The organism is Clostridiaceae bacterium HFYG-1003, from assembly GCA_024579835.1.
In the GTDB taxonomy this organism is placed as follows: domain Bacteria; phylum Bacillota; class Clostridia; order Clostridiales; family Clostridiaceae; genus JG1575.
In genome coordinates this window covers 2,194,220-2,210,586 of the sequence record CP102060.1, presented here as the reverse complement: position 1 = coordinate 2,210,586, position 16,367 = coordinate 2,194,220, and the positions used below count along the sequence as shown (strand labels likewise).

Below are 16,367 nucleotides of genomic sequence, written 5' to 3'. Positions count from 1 at the left end.
CGAAAAAAACTATTAATCATTTACGCCAGCTATGTTAATATATTTACAAGAATGTTAAAAACATAAATAAGAAAGAGTATGAGGATAAAATATGGACAAGAAAAAAAGAATCTCAATGGCCGTTATCAAACGCATGCCAAGATATTACCGCCATCTCGCTGAACTGCTCCGTAATGACGTAGACCGCATTTCTTCCAAGGAACTCAGCGAGAAAATAGGCTTCACCGCATCTCAGATCCGCCAGGACTTCAACAACTTCGGCGGATTTGGCCAGCAGGGTTATGGTTATAATGTCCGGGAGCTCTTCACCGAAACAGGCAAGATCCTGGGACTGGACAAAAGCTACAAAACCGTCATCGTCGGCGCCGGCAATATTGGACAGGCCATCGCCAACTATACCCGATTCGATAAGTTCGGATTTGATTTAAAAGCCATTTTCGATGCCAATCCCAAACTGATCGGTTTACAGATCAGGGATGTGGAGATTCTCGACATCGACCTCATGGACGAATTCCTGACCAAAAACCAGATTGATATTGGGATCATCTGTGTTCCCACTTCTGTCGCGCAAAAAGCGGTAGATACACTGGTCAGGGGCGGAGTCAAAGGGGTCTGGAATTTCGCACCGATTGACATTCAGGTTCCCAAAGAAATCGCATTGGAGTCAGTCCATCTGTCGGACTCCTTGCTGACCCTGGTATATCTGATGAATGACAAGGTCAAGGAACGGGAAAAGAAGGAAAAGAAATCAAAATAAACTGCCGACTCCCGGATTTCGGTGATTGTCTGGTGGGATGATTTAAACGGCCGGTTCCCTGCGGATGGAACCCGGCCGTTTTTTGGACTGCAGCAGAATTTCGGTTGAGATTCCTCAAAAGTCGGTTATTTATAAAAAAGCCAGATTTGCATTATGGGAAAGTTTAGTACCTGAATTTTTAAAAAAGAGAAAAAATGGAAACTAAATCTCATTTTTTCTACTAATCTATAAAATAACAATGAAAACTTTTAAAAAGGGACTATGATAAATCTTGTCAATCGGTATAATTAAGAATAGTGAATTAAAAAACTTCGAATAATTTGTTAAAATATTATACAGAGGTGATTAAGGGATGTACAAAATATTAAGTAAAAAAGTCCTGGCCGATGGTATCTATTGGATGGATATCGAAGCCAAGCGTGCAGCGAAGGCTGCCAAGCCCGGCCAGTTTCTGATTGTCAGACTCGATGAAAAAGGGGAAAGAATCCCACTGACCGTCTGCGACATTGACAAGGAAAGGGGATCCATTGCCATTGTTTACCAGGTACTGGGTGACTCCACCAAGCGCATGGCCGCCATGGAAGAAGGGGATTATTTCCACGACGTAGTCTGCCCGCTGGGAAGACCCTCAGAATTAGTAGATATGAGCGATGAAGAGCTGTCCAAGCTCAATATCCTCTTTATTGCCGGCGGTGTTGGCACCGCTCCGGTTTATCCTCAGGTTAAGTACCTGAAGGACCGCGGATTCCCTGCTGATGTTATCATCGGTACCAAAACCCACAACACACTGATTATGGAAGAAGAAATGAAAGCCGTTGCCAAGGAATTGTTTGTCTGCACAGATGATGGTTCCTATGGATTCAACGGTATGGTTACTGCCATGTTCAATGAGCTCGTGGACAACCGCGGCAAGAAATATGACATGGTCATTGCCATTGGGCCGATGATCATGATGAAGTTCGCTGCCAGAGAAACCCTCAAGCGCGGAATTCATACCATTGTTTCCCTCAACCCCATCATGGTCGATGGAACGGGCATGTGCGGCGCCTGCCGTGTCACTGTTGGCGATAAAGTAAAATTCGCCTGCGTGGATGGTCCTGAATTCGACGCCGCTCTGATCAACTTTGATGAAGCGATGAGACGGCAGAGCATGTACAAGACCCAGGAAGGTCAGAAGACGCTCAGACATGAGGAAGGAGCCAGCCACAAGAGCAGCGGCTGCGCGGAAGGAGAGACAAAGTAATGCTGAAAAAAGAAAGAGTACCCGTAAGAGAACAGGCTCCGGAGATTCGTGCGACGAATTTTGAAGAAGTTTGCTATGGCTACAACATGGAAGAAGCCATGTCCGAAGCAGAACGCTGCCTGAACTGCAAGGTTCCGCGCTGCGTGGGCGCCTGCCCGGTTGCCATCAATATCCCTGCCTTCATTCAGGAAGTCAAGAAGGGCAACATTGAAGAAGCCGGACGGATTATCTCCCAGGATTCCGCTCTGCCCGCAGTGTGCGGACGCGTCTGTCCCCAGGAAACCCAGTGTGAGGGTTCCTGTATTGTCGGTATTCGCAGCATCCCGGTCGCGATCGGAAAGCTCGAGCGGTTTGTGGCTGACACCAACCGGAAAAACGGCGTAACCTTTGATGAAAAGGAACCAAGCAACGGAATCAAGGTCGGAGTCATCGGATCAGGCCCTGCTGGTCTGACCGCTGCCGGAGACCTGGCCAAAAAAGGCTATGATGTTACCATTTTCGAAGCCCTGCATGAACCGGGCGGAGTCTTGGTATACGGTATCCCTGAATTCAGACTGCCCAAGGAAGAAGTTGTCGCATCCGAAGTGGAAGGCGTCAGACGTCTTGGCGTGAAGATCGAAACCAACGTAATCATCGGCCGGACTGTTTCCATCGACGAACTGATGGAAGAAGAAGGCTTCAAGGCATTCTTCATCGGTTCAGGCGCCGGTCTCCCCAAATTCATGGGCATCCCCGGTGAAAACGCCAATGGTGTGGCATCCGCCAATGAATTCCTGACCCGGAGCAACCTGATGCGTGCCTACGATAAGGATTCTGATACTCCAATCATGATCGGCAAGCGCTGTGTCACTGTTGGTGGCGGAAACGTCGCCATGGACTCTGCCAGAACCGCTCTTCGCCTTGGCTCAGAGTCTGTTATAGTCTACCGCCGGTCCAAGGAAGAACTCCCTGCCCGTGCGGAAGAAGTCCATCACGCCATCGAGGAAGGCGTTCAGTTTGAACTCCTGACCAATCCGGTGGAAATCCTCGTCGACGAGAAGGGCTGGGTCAAGGGCCTGCGCTGCGTTCGGATGGAACTGGGCGAACCGGATGCTTCCGGCAGAAGACGTCCCGTAGAAGTTCCCAACAGTGAGTTTGACATCGAGTGTGATACGGTCATTATGGCCCTGGGTACTTCACCCAATCCGCTGATTTCAACCACCACAAAGGGACTGGAAATCAACAAGCATCAGTGCCTCATCACCAATGAAGAGACCGGAGAAACCACCAGACCCGGAATCTTTGCCGGCGGCGATGCCGTTACCGGTGCAGCTACCGTTATTCTGGCCATGGGTGCAGGTAAGAATGCTGCCGCCGGAATGGACAAGTACCTGAAGGAAACCTATCTCAACAAATAAATCAGAAGGGTCAGACCTTCCTCTAAATTCTTTCTCCGGATTGAGTCTGATCCATGAAAAAGGCTGTACCAGCATTGCTGGTACAGCCTTAATTTCATGGATTTATTATTCTGCCTGTCTGGGTAATAGGCTTAATAACCGTTCTCTTTTGCTCCGTGAACTGCCTGATCATGAGTAAAGCCCTCAAATTCGAGCTGTTTAATCAGCCCGCTGCGGGAGAATGACATCAAATCCAAATAATTAGCTGCCTTGAGCACAGCCTGCTCATACCAATCTGCTCCGCAATTGTCTACGCCGTATTTAGCCTGAGTGTCGGTAAAGCCTTCAAACTTCAACTGTTTTTTTAATCCGCTTTTCGAAAAGGCTGAGAACTCCAGATAGTCCAGAGCTTTTTGTTTTGCCTGTGCGGACCAGTCAGCTCCGCAGTTTTTTGCGCCGTAAACTGCTTCATCATTTGAGTAACCCTCAAACTCGAGCTGCTTTATGAGTCCTTTATAAGAAAAAGCCATGAAATCAAGGTAATCAATCGCTTTTTCCAGCGCATTTATTTCTCCGGTGGTGACGGATGGTTCTGGTTTGGTGGCAGGTTTTGTGGTGGGCTGAGTGACTGGTTTTGTGGCGGGCTGAGTGGCTGGTTTCGTGGCAGGTTGTGTTGCGGGTTGCGTCCCGGCTTTCGTGGCTGGTTTGGTTTCAGGGATGGTCACGGGCATAGTGACCGGTTGAGTAGAAGCAGAGGTCATAGTTGGCGCCGTCTCCGCCGGTAGTGGCTGGGACGTCTGGACCGGTTCGGTCGTAGCTGAAGTAAGCCTGATCATGCCAGTGGACGGGGATGTGACAGCAGGAGCTTTGCTGCATCCGGAGGAAAAAATCATGAGGGTCACCAATAAACTGAATCTGATTGTTTTATTCATATACTCCCCCTATGGTTATCTTATTAATTAACATGTTACATTGTATAAAAAATAATACAATGTTATTTTGTGCTAAATCAGAAAAAGATCAAAAGAAATATGAGTGACCATGATTCTCAATATAGAGGAGAATGATATTATAGGAGTCAGGAGTGCTTAATGGAGGACTTCAAAAACCAAATATGTTTCATTTCAATGGCATCAGCATTTCCTCCTAGCTGAATTCGGATCAAAAGATATCCTCCTGAAATAGATTTGGCGACTGCACATCTCTACTTCAGGAGGATTATTCAAACGGTTATGTCATTGATCCAGTGGGTTTTGTTTAATGATATAAAGTCCAGGCACAATATACGAGGAGCAATGCCAGGATGGTATTGACCAGGCGGTAGTGGTCCTGGAAGAGTTTTCGAAACAGACTGCCAAAACCAGACCAGACCATGGAGGAGAGCAGGGCAATCGTAGCCAGAAGGAGTGCATTGAAGGCTATGAACAAAGGATTTTCCACATGGGGCAGCACGAAGGTGGTCATCGAGGTAATGCAGTAGAGGATGGCCTTCACGTTGATGAACTGCTGCAGATAAGCCCGGGAGAAGCTGGCTTTGGCCTGCGTTCCGTTTTCTGACAGCGGACCGGCTTTGTAGATATGCCAGGCGAGCCAGAGCAGGTAGGCGATTCCGAACCATTTCAGGGTATCTTTCAGATTGGGGAGGTAAGTCATGAGGGCATTGCCCAAAAAGGCTGCCAGAAGCGCCAGTGTCAGCATGCCGCTGAATATGCCGAAGTTAAAGGGCAGGGTGCGTTGGAAGCCGTAACGGTTGCCAAAGGTCATGGAGGTAATGGTATTGGGGCCGGGCGTAATCGCTGTGACCCAAAGATATATCAGGAAATTCAGGATATTCATGCGGATCGCCTCATCTTTCGTTTCAACAATTTGCACAGGATCTGGATCAGGAGAATCCACAGCAGAATGAATGCCAGGATCACAAGTGTGTTTTTCAGGAACAGGCTTTCGGGAAGATATCGGATAATCGGATCCAGGCTGGGATCGAAGATCCAGTAATCATTCGAAAAGGCCAGTTCATGGAATTTGATGAAGGTGGCATTGAAGTCGATCAGTACTGGTACGGCGAGGAGGGCTGGAACCAGGAACACGAGCAGTGTTCCCAGGGTCAGGAATTCCGGATGCTGCTGCCTGATCAGGTATGCGCCCAGGATCAGGGACAGGATGCCGGAGACAATCATGCCCTTGAAGAAGAACTGGAAGATGTCCTTGACCTCCATGAAGTGAATCTCACCCTGGGGACTCATCGGCAGTCCGCTGAAGCTGAGTCTGGCTTCCTTGCCCTGGAACATGTAATCAATGAGATGATCATAGTTCCGGCGAATGGTGGCATCATCCAGCTGATATTCTACCTGCCGGATCTCCGGTTGGGACCAGGTGTAAGTGGCTTTGAGGGATAAAGTCAGCATGACGGAGGATGTCAGAATAAAAAACGCCAGGGCCAGGCCGGCGACGAGTGTCAGTGGTTTTTTCATCAGTTGCTCCTTGTGCCGGATCGGCAATTCATTGAATCCATTGTACCGTCTGAATGCGGCATTGTTCAAGCAGATCAAGGGTTTCGGACACAACATTCCGCAGAGGATGGGCGAGAGTGCTGAAGAATGGTGAAAAGAGGAGAAAAAACGAGCTTTTAAAAGATAATTTCATAATATCTGCTATAATTAGGGATAGTTGAAAAAACTGAAAGCCTCTTCCCTATTGCATGAAAGCGGAAAAGTTTTTACAATATGAAATAGATGTTAGCACTCTTTCTCAATGAGTGCTAAAAATTTGAAATGGAGGATCTATGCATGATTAAGCCGTTAGGTGACAGAGTTCTATTGAAAAAATTAGAAGCAGAAGAAAGAACCAAGGGTGGAATCATCCTGACCGGTTCCGCCAAGGAAGCTCCGCAGGAAGCGGAAGTCATAGCCGTTGGCCCCGGAGAGATGAAGGATGGAGCGTTGGTGCCCATGGAGGTCAGGGTAGGCGATAAGGTCATTTACAGCAAGTATTCAGGCACGGATGTGAAACACAGACAGGAAGAATACATCCTGGTCAGTCAGAAAGATATATTGGCAGTCGTAACCGACGAGGAGGCTAAGTAAGCATGGCAAAAAAGATAATTTTTGGGGAAGAAGCCCGGCGGGCGCTGCAGAGCGGCGTGGACCAGCTGGCAAATACCGTTAAGGTTACCTTAGGACCCAAGGGCAGAAATGTCGTATTGGATAAGAAATTCGGATCACCGCTCATCACCAATGACGGTGTGACCATCGCCCGGGAGATCGAACTGGAAGATCCTTTTGAAAACATGGGCGCGCAGCTGGTTAAAGAAGTTGCGACCAAAACCAACGATGTTGCCGGAGACGGTACCACCACAGCGACTGTGCTGGCTCAGGCCATCATTCGCGAAGGACTCAAGAACGTTACTGCCGGAGCCAATCCTATGATGATCCGGAGTGGAATTCGCCAGGCGGTTGATGCTGCTGTGGGCGAAATCAAAAAGCATTCCATTGCCATTCGCGGCAAGGAAGATATCAGCCGGGTTGCGGCGATCTCCGCTTCCGATGAGGAAATCGGATCCATGATTGCCGACGCCATGGAGCGGGTCGGACACGAGGGTGTCATCACCGTGGAAGAGTCCAAATCCATGATCACCGAACTGGAAGTTGTGGAAGGCATGCAGTTTGACCGGGGATATGTTTCCTCCTACATGGCAACTAATCCGGAAACGATGGAAACCTACCTGGACAATCCCTATATTCTGATCACGGACAAGAAGCTCACCAACATTCAGGATATCCTGCCTGTTCTGGAGCAGATCGTTCAGCAGGGCAGAAAGCTTCTCATCATCGCTGATGATGTGGAAGGTGAAGCCGTCACCAATTTGGTGCTGAACAAGCTCAGAGGCACCTTTATCAGTGCTGCTGTCAAGGCACCGGGCTTTGGAGATCGCAGAAAGGAAATGCTTCAGGATATCGCCATTCTGACCGGCGGACAGGTCATTACCGAAGAACTCGGCAGAAGCCTGAGCGAAGCAACTCTTGATATGCTGGGATCCGCTGAATCCGTCCGGATCAACAAGGAATCCACCACCATTGTCAATGGCCGCGGAGACCATGAAGAGATTAAGGCCCGCGTAGCTCAAATCAAGGCTCAGCATGATGAATCCACTTCTGACTTTGATCGGGAAAAGTTCCAGGAACGTCTGGCGAAACTGGCCGGCGGAGTTGCCGTCATCAAGGTGGGCGCCCCGACTGAGACTGAACTGAAAGAAAAGAAACTTAGACTGGAAGATGCCCTGGCTGCCACAAAGGCTGCCGTGGAAGAAGGCATTGTTGCCGGAGGCGGTACCGCCTATGTCAACACAATCCCTGTGATCGGAGAGCTTAAAGCCGATGACGCGGATGTCCAGATCGGTATCAACATTATTAAGAAAGCACTGGAGGAACCACTCCGCCAGATCGCAGCCAACTCCGGACTGGAAGCTTCCGTGGTTCTGGATAAAGTGATGCATTCCGAGCCTGGCTTCGGCTTCAATGTCTCAACGGAAGAATACTGTGACATGATTGCGACAGGGATCGTGGACCCGACCAAGGTGACCCGCTCCGCGCTTCAGAACGCAGCCTCCGTGGCCGCGACCTTCCTGACAACGGAAAGTGCCGTTGCGGACATCAAGGAACCGACTCCGGCTATGCCTCCCATGCCCGGTGGAATGGAAGGCATGTACTAAACGATAATCAGCAGAAAAACCTCCCCCTGCCGGGGAGGTTTTTTGCAACCCCTGGGGGACACGAACGGAAAAATCACTGTTGCGGAACAATTCGGACAGGTTTGGAATGTCAGGACAGCTTTCCAGCCGAATTGTTTATTCAAGGAATGTTTTAAGAATGTTCTCCAAACATTGCAATGATTTCTACAAGTTGTTCACTCAATGACGGTAGTATGAAAGTAGACGGATGAAACGGGAACTTATATGCAAAGGAGCGATTTGATATGTCTAAAAACAAATATAAGAATAATGACTTGCTGAATAAGAAAATCAAGAAGCCGTTGGGGGAAGAACTCGAGGATCTCGCCGATGTGCCGCCGACCCTTGAATCGCCCATTGATGAGGAACCGGTAACGGATGAGGTGGTCCCGCCGCTGCTGGAACAGTCTCATGACGCGGAAGTTTATGCCCGGCCGGATCTGTGGGATAATGCCCAGGCTAAGCTTCGCCCGACGGCGGAACTGCAGGATGAAAGCTACGATGACGAAGGGGGAATCGGAGAATTCAGGGAACAGCTGACGACAGAAGGAATCAGCGATGAGCAGATGGAGGAGGCGACGGAACCGCCACTGGATTCCAACTATGTCGGAGCTCCCCCGTCCCGGACCGGATTCCCCTGGTGGTGGATTCTGCTGCCGCTGCTGATCATCGGCTTGCTGTACGGACTGACCCGAAAGCCTACCGAATCCCAGACACCGCCGACTTCGACCACGTCCCAGGGACCGGTAATGATCTTGAAAGATCGCCAGGCCCGGCTCAATCTGGAGAACTTCCGGATGACAGAAATCCGGCCGGACTCACAGCGAGTGCCCCTTGCCTGAGGAGCTGCTCTGATCTTTTCGAGTCAGGGTGCATTGTAGGGAAGGATCAGTCAGAGAACCATGTTTGATTCTTTTGCTTAAAAAACCACTCCTTGCTCATAATACCCTTGACCCGGGTACATTGAACAAGGAGTATTTTCATGATCAAACGAACATTGAAACGAAAACGCAAAGGCTTCTCACTGGTGGAACTGGTGGTAGTCATGGCCATTATTGGAATTCTTCTGCTGGTTATGGCGCCCAGCTACAAGGGCTTCATTGACCAGGCCAAAACAATTGCCGTGAAGACGGATGCCAAGACCCTGCAGAGCATGATCAGCCTGGTAGAAGTGGGAACGAAGATTGACTCGAGCCAGAAAGTCAGTGCCCTGTCGGCGCTGGTGGGGGAAGGAGCGGAGTTGAAGGAGCTGAAAGCATTCATCGATGGATTGCAGGATACGTCCATCAAGCTGAAGGAGATTAAAATCTCTGAAATTCCACAGGTAGTCAGCACGGGTGTTATCCCGGCAGCTTCTCCCTGATGTTTTATCTGCTGCTTGGTATTTCTGCCTGGACTGACCTGAAACAAGGGGTTGTATACGACTGGTGCAGTTTGCTGCTGTTTGGCTGGACCCTGATCACGGGAATCAGCCATCTGCTTTCCCCCTGGTTTTGGGGAACGGCAGTCTGCCTCCTCCTCCTGATCTGGCAGGATCAGGAGGAGCGCTGCATGGGACGGGGTGATTATCTGATTCTGCTGTCGGTCAGCCTGCACTGCCGGGAGGCATTACCCCTCGTTTTGCTTTCCGGATCATTGCTGGCATTGCTGGCAGCCCTGCAGTTTAAAGTGCGGGAAGTGCCTTTTGTACCATTTCTTTTTCTAGGCAGTCTCGTACCTCTGATTGGAAGTTAATCACAAACCATTGAGCCGAAGAGTGATCTGATCACTCCTCGGCTCTTATATCGTTTCGATTCCAGTGTTCGCTCGGCAAGCTCTGAAGCTGTTCCGGGGCGTCATCTGAACTTTGATCGGCAGGGTGATCAATCATTGCTGATTGTTTGCTCAAATTCAAGGTTTAGCCGTAAGAGCGCGGCGTTCCTGTGGATTACACCTGAGTCGCACTCACTTTGAATCGATCCATTTTCAAGCTCATCGATTTCGGGTAAGATGAGAGGGACGCTGATCAGCCTGTTTCTGCTCCAGTTGAACATGAGTCTGTCGCTCTCGGGAGAGATTGAGTCGGACTGGCCGCCGCTGGGTCAGCAAGTCTGGCATACCTTGTATTATGAATGGAGTGAACCTATGATAGAACCTGCTTCTTTTTCATATCAATTGCTGGCATTTTATGATGAGCACGCCCGCGCGCTGCCGTTTCGAATCCGACCGCATCCATATTACACCTGGATTTCGGAAATCATGCTGCAGCAAACCCGGATGGAAACGGTGCTGCCCTATTTCGAGCGTTTTATTCAGGCGATTCCAGATGTTCCGGCTCTGGCAAGCGTGTCGGAAGAGCAGCTGCTGAAGCTGTGGGAGGGACTGGGATACTATTCGCGGGCCAGAAACCTGCAGCAGGCTGCCCGTAGGATGATGTCAGATCATGGCGGGGAACTGCCGGATACCGTGGAGGAACTGCTGAAATTGCCTGGGATTGGCCCCTATACAGCCGGCGCCATCGCGAGCATTGCATTTCATCGGGTGGTTCCGGCCGTGGATGGGAACGTCATCCGGGTCTTCAGCCGTCTCATGGCTTACGGCGGTCCGGTGATGTCGGCTCCGGGGAAACGCTATATCACTGAGGCGGTTCAGTCCGTCATGTCGAAGGAGCGGCCCGGGGATTTCAATCAGGCCGTCATGGAGCTGGGGGCAACGATATGCCTGCCCAACGGCGCGCCGCTGTGTCAGGCATGTCCGGTAAGGGAGCACTGCCTGGCCTTTAGTGAGGGGAATCCTCTGGCCTATCCGGTTCTTCCGGCAAAAAAAGAACGCCGCATCGAACAGCACACAGTATTTTTGATCCTTCAGGGAAATCGATTTGCCATTGAGCGGCGGCCTCGCCGCGGCCTGCTGGCCGGCCTGCATCAGTTTCCAATGCGCCCCGGCGACTTGACGAGAGCAGAGGTGAGTGATCTGCTGGCGGATCTCGGTTTTACGGAGGCACGCATTGAAGACGGACCCGGCGCGCGTCACATCTTCAGTCATGTGGAATGGCAGATGTCTTCCTATATTATCCGGGTGAGTACGGACCGAATCGCTGAATCCGGCTTTGAATGGGAGGATCAAACCGCCTTGTCTGACCTGACCCTCCCCACAGCTTTTGCCGTCTTTCGCCGGGAGATGGAAAAACTCATGGGAGAGGCCTGATCTGGCCCTTGAGGATTAGACAACATGTAAACAAATACATCAGATTTTTTGAAGGATATCATGCTTTGAGTGATCAGAATTGAAATTTTAATTTCAAGAAAGCCTTTTTCATTGACACTGCAAACTCATAAAAATATAATGGTAGCAATATCTTGATAAGTCTCATATATGCTCTGAATCTGGCAGGGCGTTTCTACCTAAAACCGTAATTTTAGTCTATGAGGCTGGTGTATTCATCATGCTTCATGGCGGATTCCCGGCTTCGTTGGACAACCCATCGCGCCGGGATTCTTTTAAATTTATCTGTATTCATGAGGAGGATTGAACGTGGGAAAAATCATCAAAAAAGGCTACACATTCGACGATGTACTGCTGGTTCCTAACAAATCTGAGGTGTTGCCCAAGGAAGTTGATCTGTCGACTTACCTCACAAAGAAAATCAGGCTGAATATCCCTCTGGTGTCCGCCAGCATGGATACAGTCACCGAGTCCAGCATGGCCATTGCCATGGCCAGGGAAGGCGGCATTGGAATGATTCACAAGAACATGTCCATCGAACGTCAGGCGGAAGAAGTGGATAAGGTCAAGCGGCAGGAAAATGGAGTGATCACCAATCCGTTCTCCCTTTCTCCCGATAATACCCTGCAGGAAGCCAATCAGCTCATGGCAAAATATCGCATCTCCGGCGTTCCGGTTACGGTGGACGGCAAGCTGGTGGGAATCATTACCAACCGGGATCTCGTGTTTGAGACCGATTTTGAACAGCCGATCAGAAATCTGATGACATCCGAAAAACTCATCACCGGCAAGGTTGGTACCACGCTGGAGGAAGCCAAGCAGATTCTCAAGAAGAACAAGATCGAAAAACTTCCGCTGGTGGATGATGAGAACAACCTGATGGGACTCATCACCATCAAGGACATCGAGAAAATCCGTCTGTTCCCCAATGCGGCCAAGGACGCGGCAGGAAGGCTCCTGTGCGGCGCAGCCGTAGGCATTACCACCGACATGATGGAACGGGTGGACGCTCTCGTTAAATCCCACGTAGATGTTATCACCGTCGATACCGCTCACGGACATTCCCGCGGCGTCATGGACGCGGTCCGCCGCATTAAGACGGAGTATCCCGAACTCCAGGTCATCGCCGGCAATATCGCGACGGCCGAGGCCGCCAAAGACCTGATTGAAGCAGGGGTTGACGCAGTCAAGGTCGGAATCGGCCCGGGCGCGATCTGCACGACGCGAGTCGTCGCCGGTGTCGGGGTCCCGCAGCTGACGGCTGTGATGGACTGCTCGGAGGTCGCCCGTAAGTACGGCGTTCCGGTCATTGCCGATGGCGGCATTAAATTTTCCGGAGATATCGTCAAAGCACTGGCAGCCGGCGCTTCCAGCGTAATGATGGGATCCATGCTGGCAGGCTGTGAAGAGGCTCCGGGGGAATCCATCATCTTCCAGGGACGCAACTTCAAGGTCTATCGGGGCATGGGATCACTGGGCGCCATGAATGCCGGATCTTCTGACCGCTACTTCCAGAAGGATGCCAAAAAATTCGTGCCGGAGGGTGTCGAAGGCCGCGTTGCCTATAAGGGTTACCTGGCAGACAGCGTATTCCAGATGACCGGCGGAATTCGTTCCGGCATGGGCTATCTGGGAGCTCCTACCATCGAACAGCTCTACCAGACCGCAACTTTTGTCATTCAGACCTCAGCGGGCTTGAAAGAAAGTCATCCGCATGATATCAATATAACGAATGAAGCACCGAACTATTCCCAGGGAGGCATGTAATGGAAAACAACCAGATGGTCCTCATCATTGACTTTGGAGGACAGTATAATCAGCTCATCGCCCGTCGGGTCCGGGAAGCCGGGATCTATTGCGAGATCCTGCCGTATACCGTTACCCTTGAAGACATTAAAGCAAAGAATCCATCCGCCATCATTTTTACGGGCGGTCCGAACTCTGTCACCGATCCCGGTGCACCAACCGTGGAAGACGGCATTTTTGAACTGGGGCTTCCAATCCTGGGCATATGCTACGGCATGCAGCTCATGGCGGTCAAGCTGGGCGGATCCGTCAGAGCAGGGGAAAAGCGTGAGTACGGCAAAACCATGGTCACACTGAACCCCCAGGCACAATTGACCCGCGAGCTGCCTGAGGACTCCCAGTGCTGGATGAGCCACACCTATTATGTTGACCGGATGCCGGAAGGCTTCCAGGTTACGGCCAAGTCTGGGGACTGTCCTCATGCTGCCATGGAAGATCCCGCAAGAAAACTCTATGCTACTCAGTTCCACCCGGAAGTGAATCATACGCTGTTTGGCCGGGAACTGCTGGACAATTTCCTGTTTGACATTGCCGGTCTGGAAAAAACCTGGACCATGGCATCCTTTGCCGAGGACAAGATCAAAGAGATTAAAGAACTGGTCGGAGATCGCAAGGTGCTGTGCGCCCTGTCCGGCGGAGTCGATTCCTCCGTTGCCGCTGTCATGGTGCACAAAGCCATCGGCAAGCAGCTGACCTGTATTTTTGTCGATCACGGCCTGCTCCGCAAGGATGAAGGCGATCAGGTTGAGACCATTTTCGGAAAAACCTTCGACATGAACCTGATCCGGGTCAATGCCCAAGATCGCTTCCTGAATAAGCTCGCGGGTGTAGGCGATCCTGAGAAAAAACGCAAGATCATCGGCGAGGAGTTTATCCGCGTATTTGAAGAAGAGTCCAACAAAATCGGAGAAGTTGATTTCCTGGTTCAGGGTACGATCTATCCGGATGTTGTGGAGTCGGGAACCGCTACCTCCGCCACCATCAAGAGCCATCACAATGTTGGCGGACTTCCGGAAGACATGAAGCTGGAACTGATTGAGCCCCTGCGCGAACTCTTTAAGGATGAAGTGCGCAGAGTCGGCGAAGAGCTTGGCATTCCCAAAGCACTGGTACGCCGTCAGCCATTCCCCGGACCGGGTCTTGCCATCCGGGTGCTGGGTGAGGTCACCAGAGAGAAGCTGGAACTGGTCAGAGAAGCTGACTTCATCTTCCGGGATGAAATCTCCAAAGCCAACCTCGAGTCGGAAATCTGGCAGTACTTTGCCTGCCTGCCCAATATTCAGTCCGTCGGCGTTATGGGTGATGAGCGAACCTATTCGCACACCGTTGCTCTTCGCGCCGTAACCTCCATTGACGGCATGACCGCAGACTGGGCCAGAATTCCGTATGATGTCTTGGATAAAGTGTCACGCCGCATCGTCAACGAAGTGCCCAACGTCAACCGGATTGTCTATGACATCACCTCAAAGCCACCCTCGACCATCGAGTGGGAGTAAAAAATAGAAACGCTGTAAAACCGCATGGTTACTTGGTTTTTAGCGTATCAAAACGGCGAATGATACCACTTTGATCCTATCGTTATTACTCCAACAAAAATAATTGAACAGAGGAATCCCCTCTCATTTGAACGCTAAAGTTCATTCGAGAGGGGATTTTTGTTCTGACTAGATAATTATTTTTCTTGATATTGCATGGCAAGTTTGAGTAAATGCCCTGTTTTCCTGGTTTTAAAGTAATTAATGATTGCAAAACCAGTTCCCTTGTCGATAAAAATAAGTGGAACCGCAAGAAAGATTGTATCAGAATAGTTTTTAATCTGCACCATAGTACCTAAACCATTAATCTTAATAAATTCAACCGAATTTATGTTATCTAAGGCAATCTTTATGTTATTTGATTCTATGTACATGCATTGGGTATCTTCAGTTAAAAGGCCCTTTACAACAATTGTTTCTACTCCGATTTTTTCACCAATATGATAAATGATTTGCATTACTTCACCCCTATATTGATTAATCCATTACTTAGAAATATATTGGAATATGATTGTGCTTCACTTTCTCCACGGTTTTCTTGGAACGGCATAACCACAGATATCAGCTGTTCATCCAGAATTCGATTATCTGGCGATAAAAGATTCGCTGCGGAAAAAAACCTTCAAGCCTTCGAAAATCAGTCATTCACGGCTCAGCTCTATACAAATCACTTTACATGATGGCAACTCAGAAGACCATCCTTATAAAATAATCAAGCCGTTCATTAACCGATTGTCGGTCAGGGACCGGGGAGCGAGTGTTGGATTCTTAAATGGTTATCGGTATGTATCTCGGTTGTCGCGAAAAAGCAGCATAAGAGCATCGGAACTGTTTAAGAATCCTGTAATCACCAATCGTATGATTACAGGATTTCTTGTGCTCTCATCAAAAAGCTGGACAGTCTGTTCGTGCCTAGGGTTAGGTGGACAACCATGCTGTGGTTTTTTGAATTTCGCTCGCTTAGCATAAAGCGATTCCTGAAATCTCAGAGGAAACGGCAAGCCTGAATCACTGATTTGGGAGTGACCGGTCAATCTGATAAGATCAGGGTGTATGGGGTGGCCGGCTCTTGGCGGAGCGCGAGCAGCTCTACAAATTCAAACAGGTTTCAGTGGATTATTCTTTATATTTTTGGAGGTTGAGATGGGAATATTAGATAAGCTTAATAACACGGTTACTCAGGGAGTGGGCGGAGCTTTTGGACAGGGACTTCTGGGTAACTTGAGTGAACAGACGCCGGAGACTTTGACCAAGGAGTTTGGCATGTACCTGATGGAAGGTGAGTCGATCCACATGGGGTTCAAGCTGATTCGTGATGTGGTGATATTCACGGACCGTCGAATCATTGATATTGATAAGCAGGGAGCTACCGGAAAAAAGACCCGAATCGACACCATCTATCTGTCTTCGATCATTAACGTATCCTGTGAGACTGCAGGATTCGGATTGGATGATTCAGAAATCAACGTTCATTACATCACTTCACCTTACTTCAAGGCAACAGCCGGCGTATCCATTTCGGAGCGGACATTCGAATTTCCCAAGAAATACAACATGCAGCCTTTGTACACTTATCTGGCAGGAATTGCCTACAGCAATTTCCAAACCATTAATAAGTAAGAAGCAAGCGGTAAGCATTAAGCATTTAGCATTAAGCATTAAGCAGTGAACGGTGAATATTGAACATTGGGTCTTAGGTCCTGGCAATGGAATACGGATC

General features: G+C 49.7%; 16 protein-coding genes and 1 riboswitch. Of the genes, 12 read left to right on the top strand and 4 right to left on the bottom strand.

What is annotated here, in order from left to right:
• Window positions 1-91 precede the first annotated feature (91 nt).
• From NQU17_09960 to gltA, 3 genes are all read left to right on the top strand, one after another.
• The gene (locus NQU17_09960) at window positions 92-757 is read left to right on the top strand and encodes a redox-sensing transcriptional repressor Rex (GenBank protein UUM10988.1); all 666 of its coding nucleotides are present in this window, start codon (window positions 92-94) and stop codon (window positions 755-757) included.
• A 352-nt stretch (window positions 758-1,109) separates the two neighbouring features.
• Entirely contained in the window at window positions 1,110-2,000 is an 891-nt protein-coding gene (locus tag NQU17_09955; GenBank protein ID UUM10987.1) for a sulfide/dihydroorotate dehydrogenase-like FAD/NAD-binding protein, read from the top strand.
• Window positions 2,000-3,397 (top strand): NADPH-dependent glutamate synthase, encoded by a 1,398-nt coding sequence (gene gltA, locus NQU17_09950; GenBank protein UUM10986.1) that lies wholly within the window; start codon window positions 2,000-2,002, stop codon window positions 3,395-3,397. Before NQU17_09955 ends, gltA begins: the two co-directional genes overlap by 1 nt.
• A gap of 131 nt (window positions 3,398-3,528) precedes the next feature.
• Here gltA and NQU17_09945 read toward each other — a convergent pair whose 3' ends face one another.
• From NQU17_09945 to NQU17_09935, 3 genes are all read right to left on the bottom strand, one after another.
• The gene (locus NQU17_09945; GenBank protein ID UUM10985.1) at window positions 3,529-4,308 is read right to left on the bottom strand and encodes an Ltp family lipoprotein; all 780 of its coding nucleotides are present in this window, start codon (window positions 4,306-4,308) and stop codon (window positions 3,529-3,531) included.
• A 325-nt stretch (window positions 4,309-4,633) separates the two neighbouring features.
• Window positions 4,634-5,212, bottom strand: coding sequence for a LysE family transporter (locus NQU17_09940; GenBank protein UUM10984.1), 579 nt, complete (start codon window positions 5,210-5,212; stop codon window positions 4,634-4,636).
• A complete protein-coding gene (locus NQU17_09935) occupies window positions 5,209-5,847 on the bottom strand; it encodes a TIGR01906 family membrane protein (protein ID UUM10983.1) in 639 nt (212 codons plus the stop codon). Before NQU17_09935 ends, NQU17_09940 begins: the two co-directional genes overlap by 4 nt.
• A gap of 315 nt (window positions 5,848-6,162) precedes the next feature.
• On the opposite strand from NQU17_09935, the gene NQU17_09930 reads away from it, so the two are divergent.
• The 8 genes from NQU17_09930 to guaA all read left to right on the top strand — a co-directional run bounded on the left by NQU17_09930 (window position 6,163) and on the right by guaA (window position 14,608).
• Window positions 6,163-6,459 (top strand): co-chaperone GroES, encoded by a 297-nt coding sequence (locus tag NQU17_09930; protein ID UUM10982.1) that lies wholly within the window; start codon window positions 6,163-6,165, stop codon window positions 6,457-6,459.
• A 2-nt stretch (window positions 6,460-6,461) separates the two neighbouring features.
• Window positions 6,462-8,084, top strand: a complete 1,623-nt coding sequence (gene groL / locus NQU17_09925) for a chaperonin GroEL (protein ID UUM10981.1) — start codon at window positions 6,462-6,464, stop codon at window positions 8,082-8,084.
• 263 nt (window positions 8,085-8,347) lie between these two features.
• Complete coding sequence (locus NQU17_09920; protein UUM10980.1) at window positions 8,348-8,944, top strand: hypothetical protein; 597 nt, start codon at window positions 8,348-8,350, stop codon at window positions 8,942-8,944.
• A 140-nt stretch (window positions 8,945-9,084) separates the two neighbouring features.
• Window positions 9,085-9,465 carry a prepilin-type N-terminal cleavage/methylation domain-containing protein gene (locus NQU17_09915; GenBank protein UUM10979.1) on the top strand — a complete coding sequence of 127 codons (381 nt, stop codon included), beginning with the start codon at window positions 9,085-9,087 and terminating at the stop codon, window positions 9,463-9,465.
• Window positions 9,465-9,836 (top strand): hypothetical protein, encoded by a 372-nt coding sequence (locus NQU17_09910; protein UUM10978.1) that lies wholly within the window; start codon window positions 9,465-9,467, stop codon window positions 9,834-9,836. The genes NQU17_09915 and NQU17_09910 overlap by 1 nt, the downstream gene beginning before the upstream one ends.
• A 255-nt stretch (window positions 9,837-10,091) precedes the next feature.
• Complete coding sequence (gene mutY / locus NQU17_09905) at window positions 10,092-11,288, top strand: A/G-specific adenine glycosylase (GenBank protein UUM10977.1); 1,197 nt, start codon at window positions 10,092-10,094, stop codon at window positions 11,286-11,288.
• Between the two features lie 142 nt (window positions 11,289-11,430).
• A riboswitch (purine riboswitch) is annotated at window positions 11,431-11,527 on the top strand.
• Between the two features lie 88 nt (window positions 11,528-11,615).
• Window positions 11,616-13,073: an IMP dehydrogenase gene (gene guaB, locus NQU17_09900; GenBank protein ID UUM10976.1), complete on the top strand. Its 1,458-nt coding sequence runs from the start codon at window positions 11,616-11,618 to the stop codon at window positions 13,071-13,073.
• Window positions 13,073-14,608, top strand: a complete 1,536-nt coding sequence (gene guaA, locus NQU17_09895; protein ID UUM10975.1) for a glutamine-hydrolyzing GMP synthase — start codon at window positions 13,073-13,075, stop codon at window positions 14,606-14,608. The genes guaB and guaA overlap by 1 nt, the downstream gene beginning before the upstream one ends.
• Before the next feature lie 176 nt (window positions 14,609-14,784).
• On the opposite strand, the gene NQU17_09890 is transcribed toward guaA, so the two are convergent.
• Window positions 14,785-15,105, bottom strand: a complete 321-nt coding sequence (locus NQU17_09890; protein ID UUM10974.1) for a hypothetical protein — start codon at window positions 15,103-15,105, stop codon at window positions 14,785-14,787.
• A 685-nt stretch (window positions 15,106-15,790) separates the two neighbouring features.
• On the opposite strand from NQU17_09890, the gene NQU17_09885 reads away from it, so the two are divergent.
• Complete coding sequence (locus tag NQU17_09885; protein ID UUM10973.1) at window positions 15,791-16,267, top strand: PH domain-containing protein; 477 nt, start codon at window positions 15,791-15,793, stop codon at window positions 16,265-16,267.
• The last annotated feature ends 100 nt before the right edge of the window (window positions 16,268-16,367 follow it).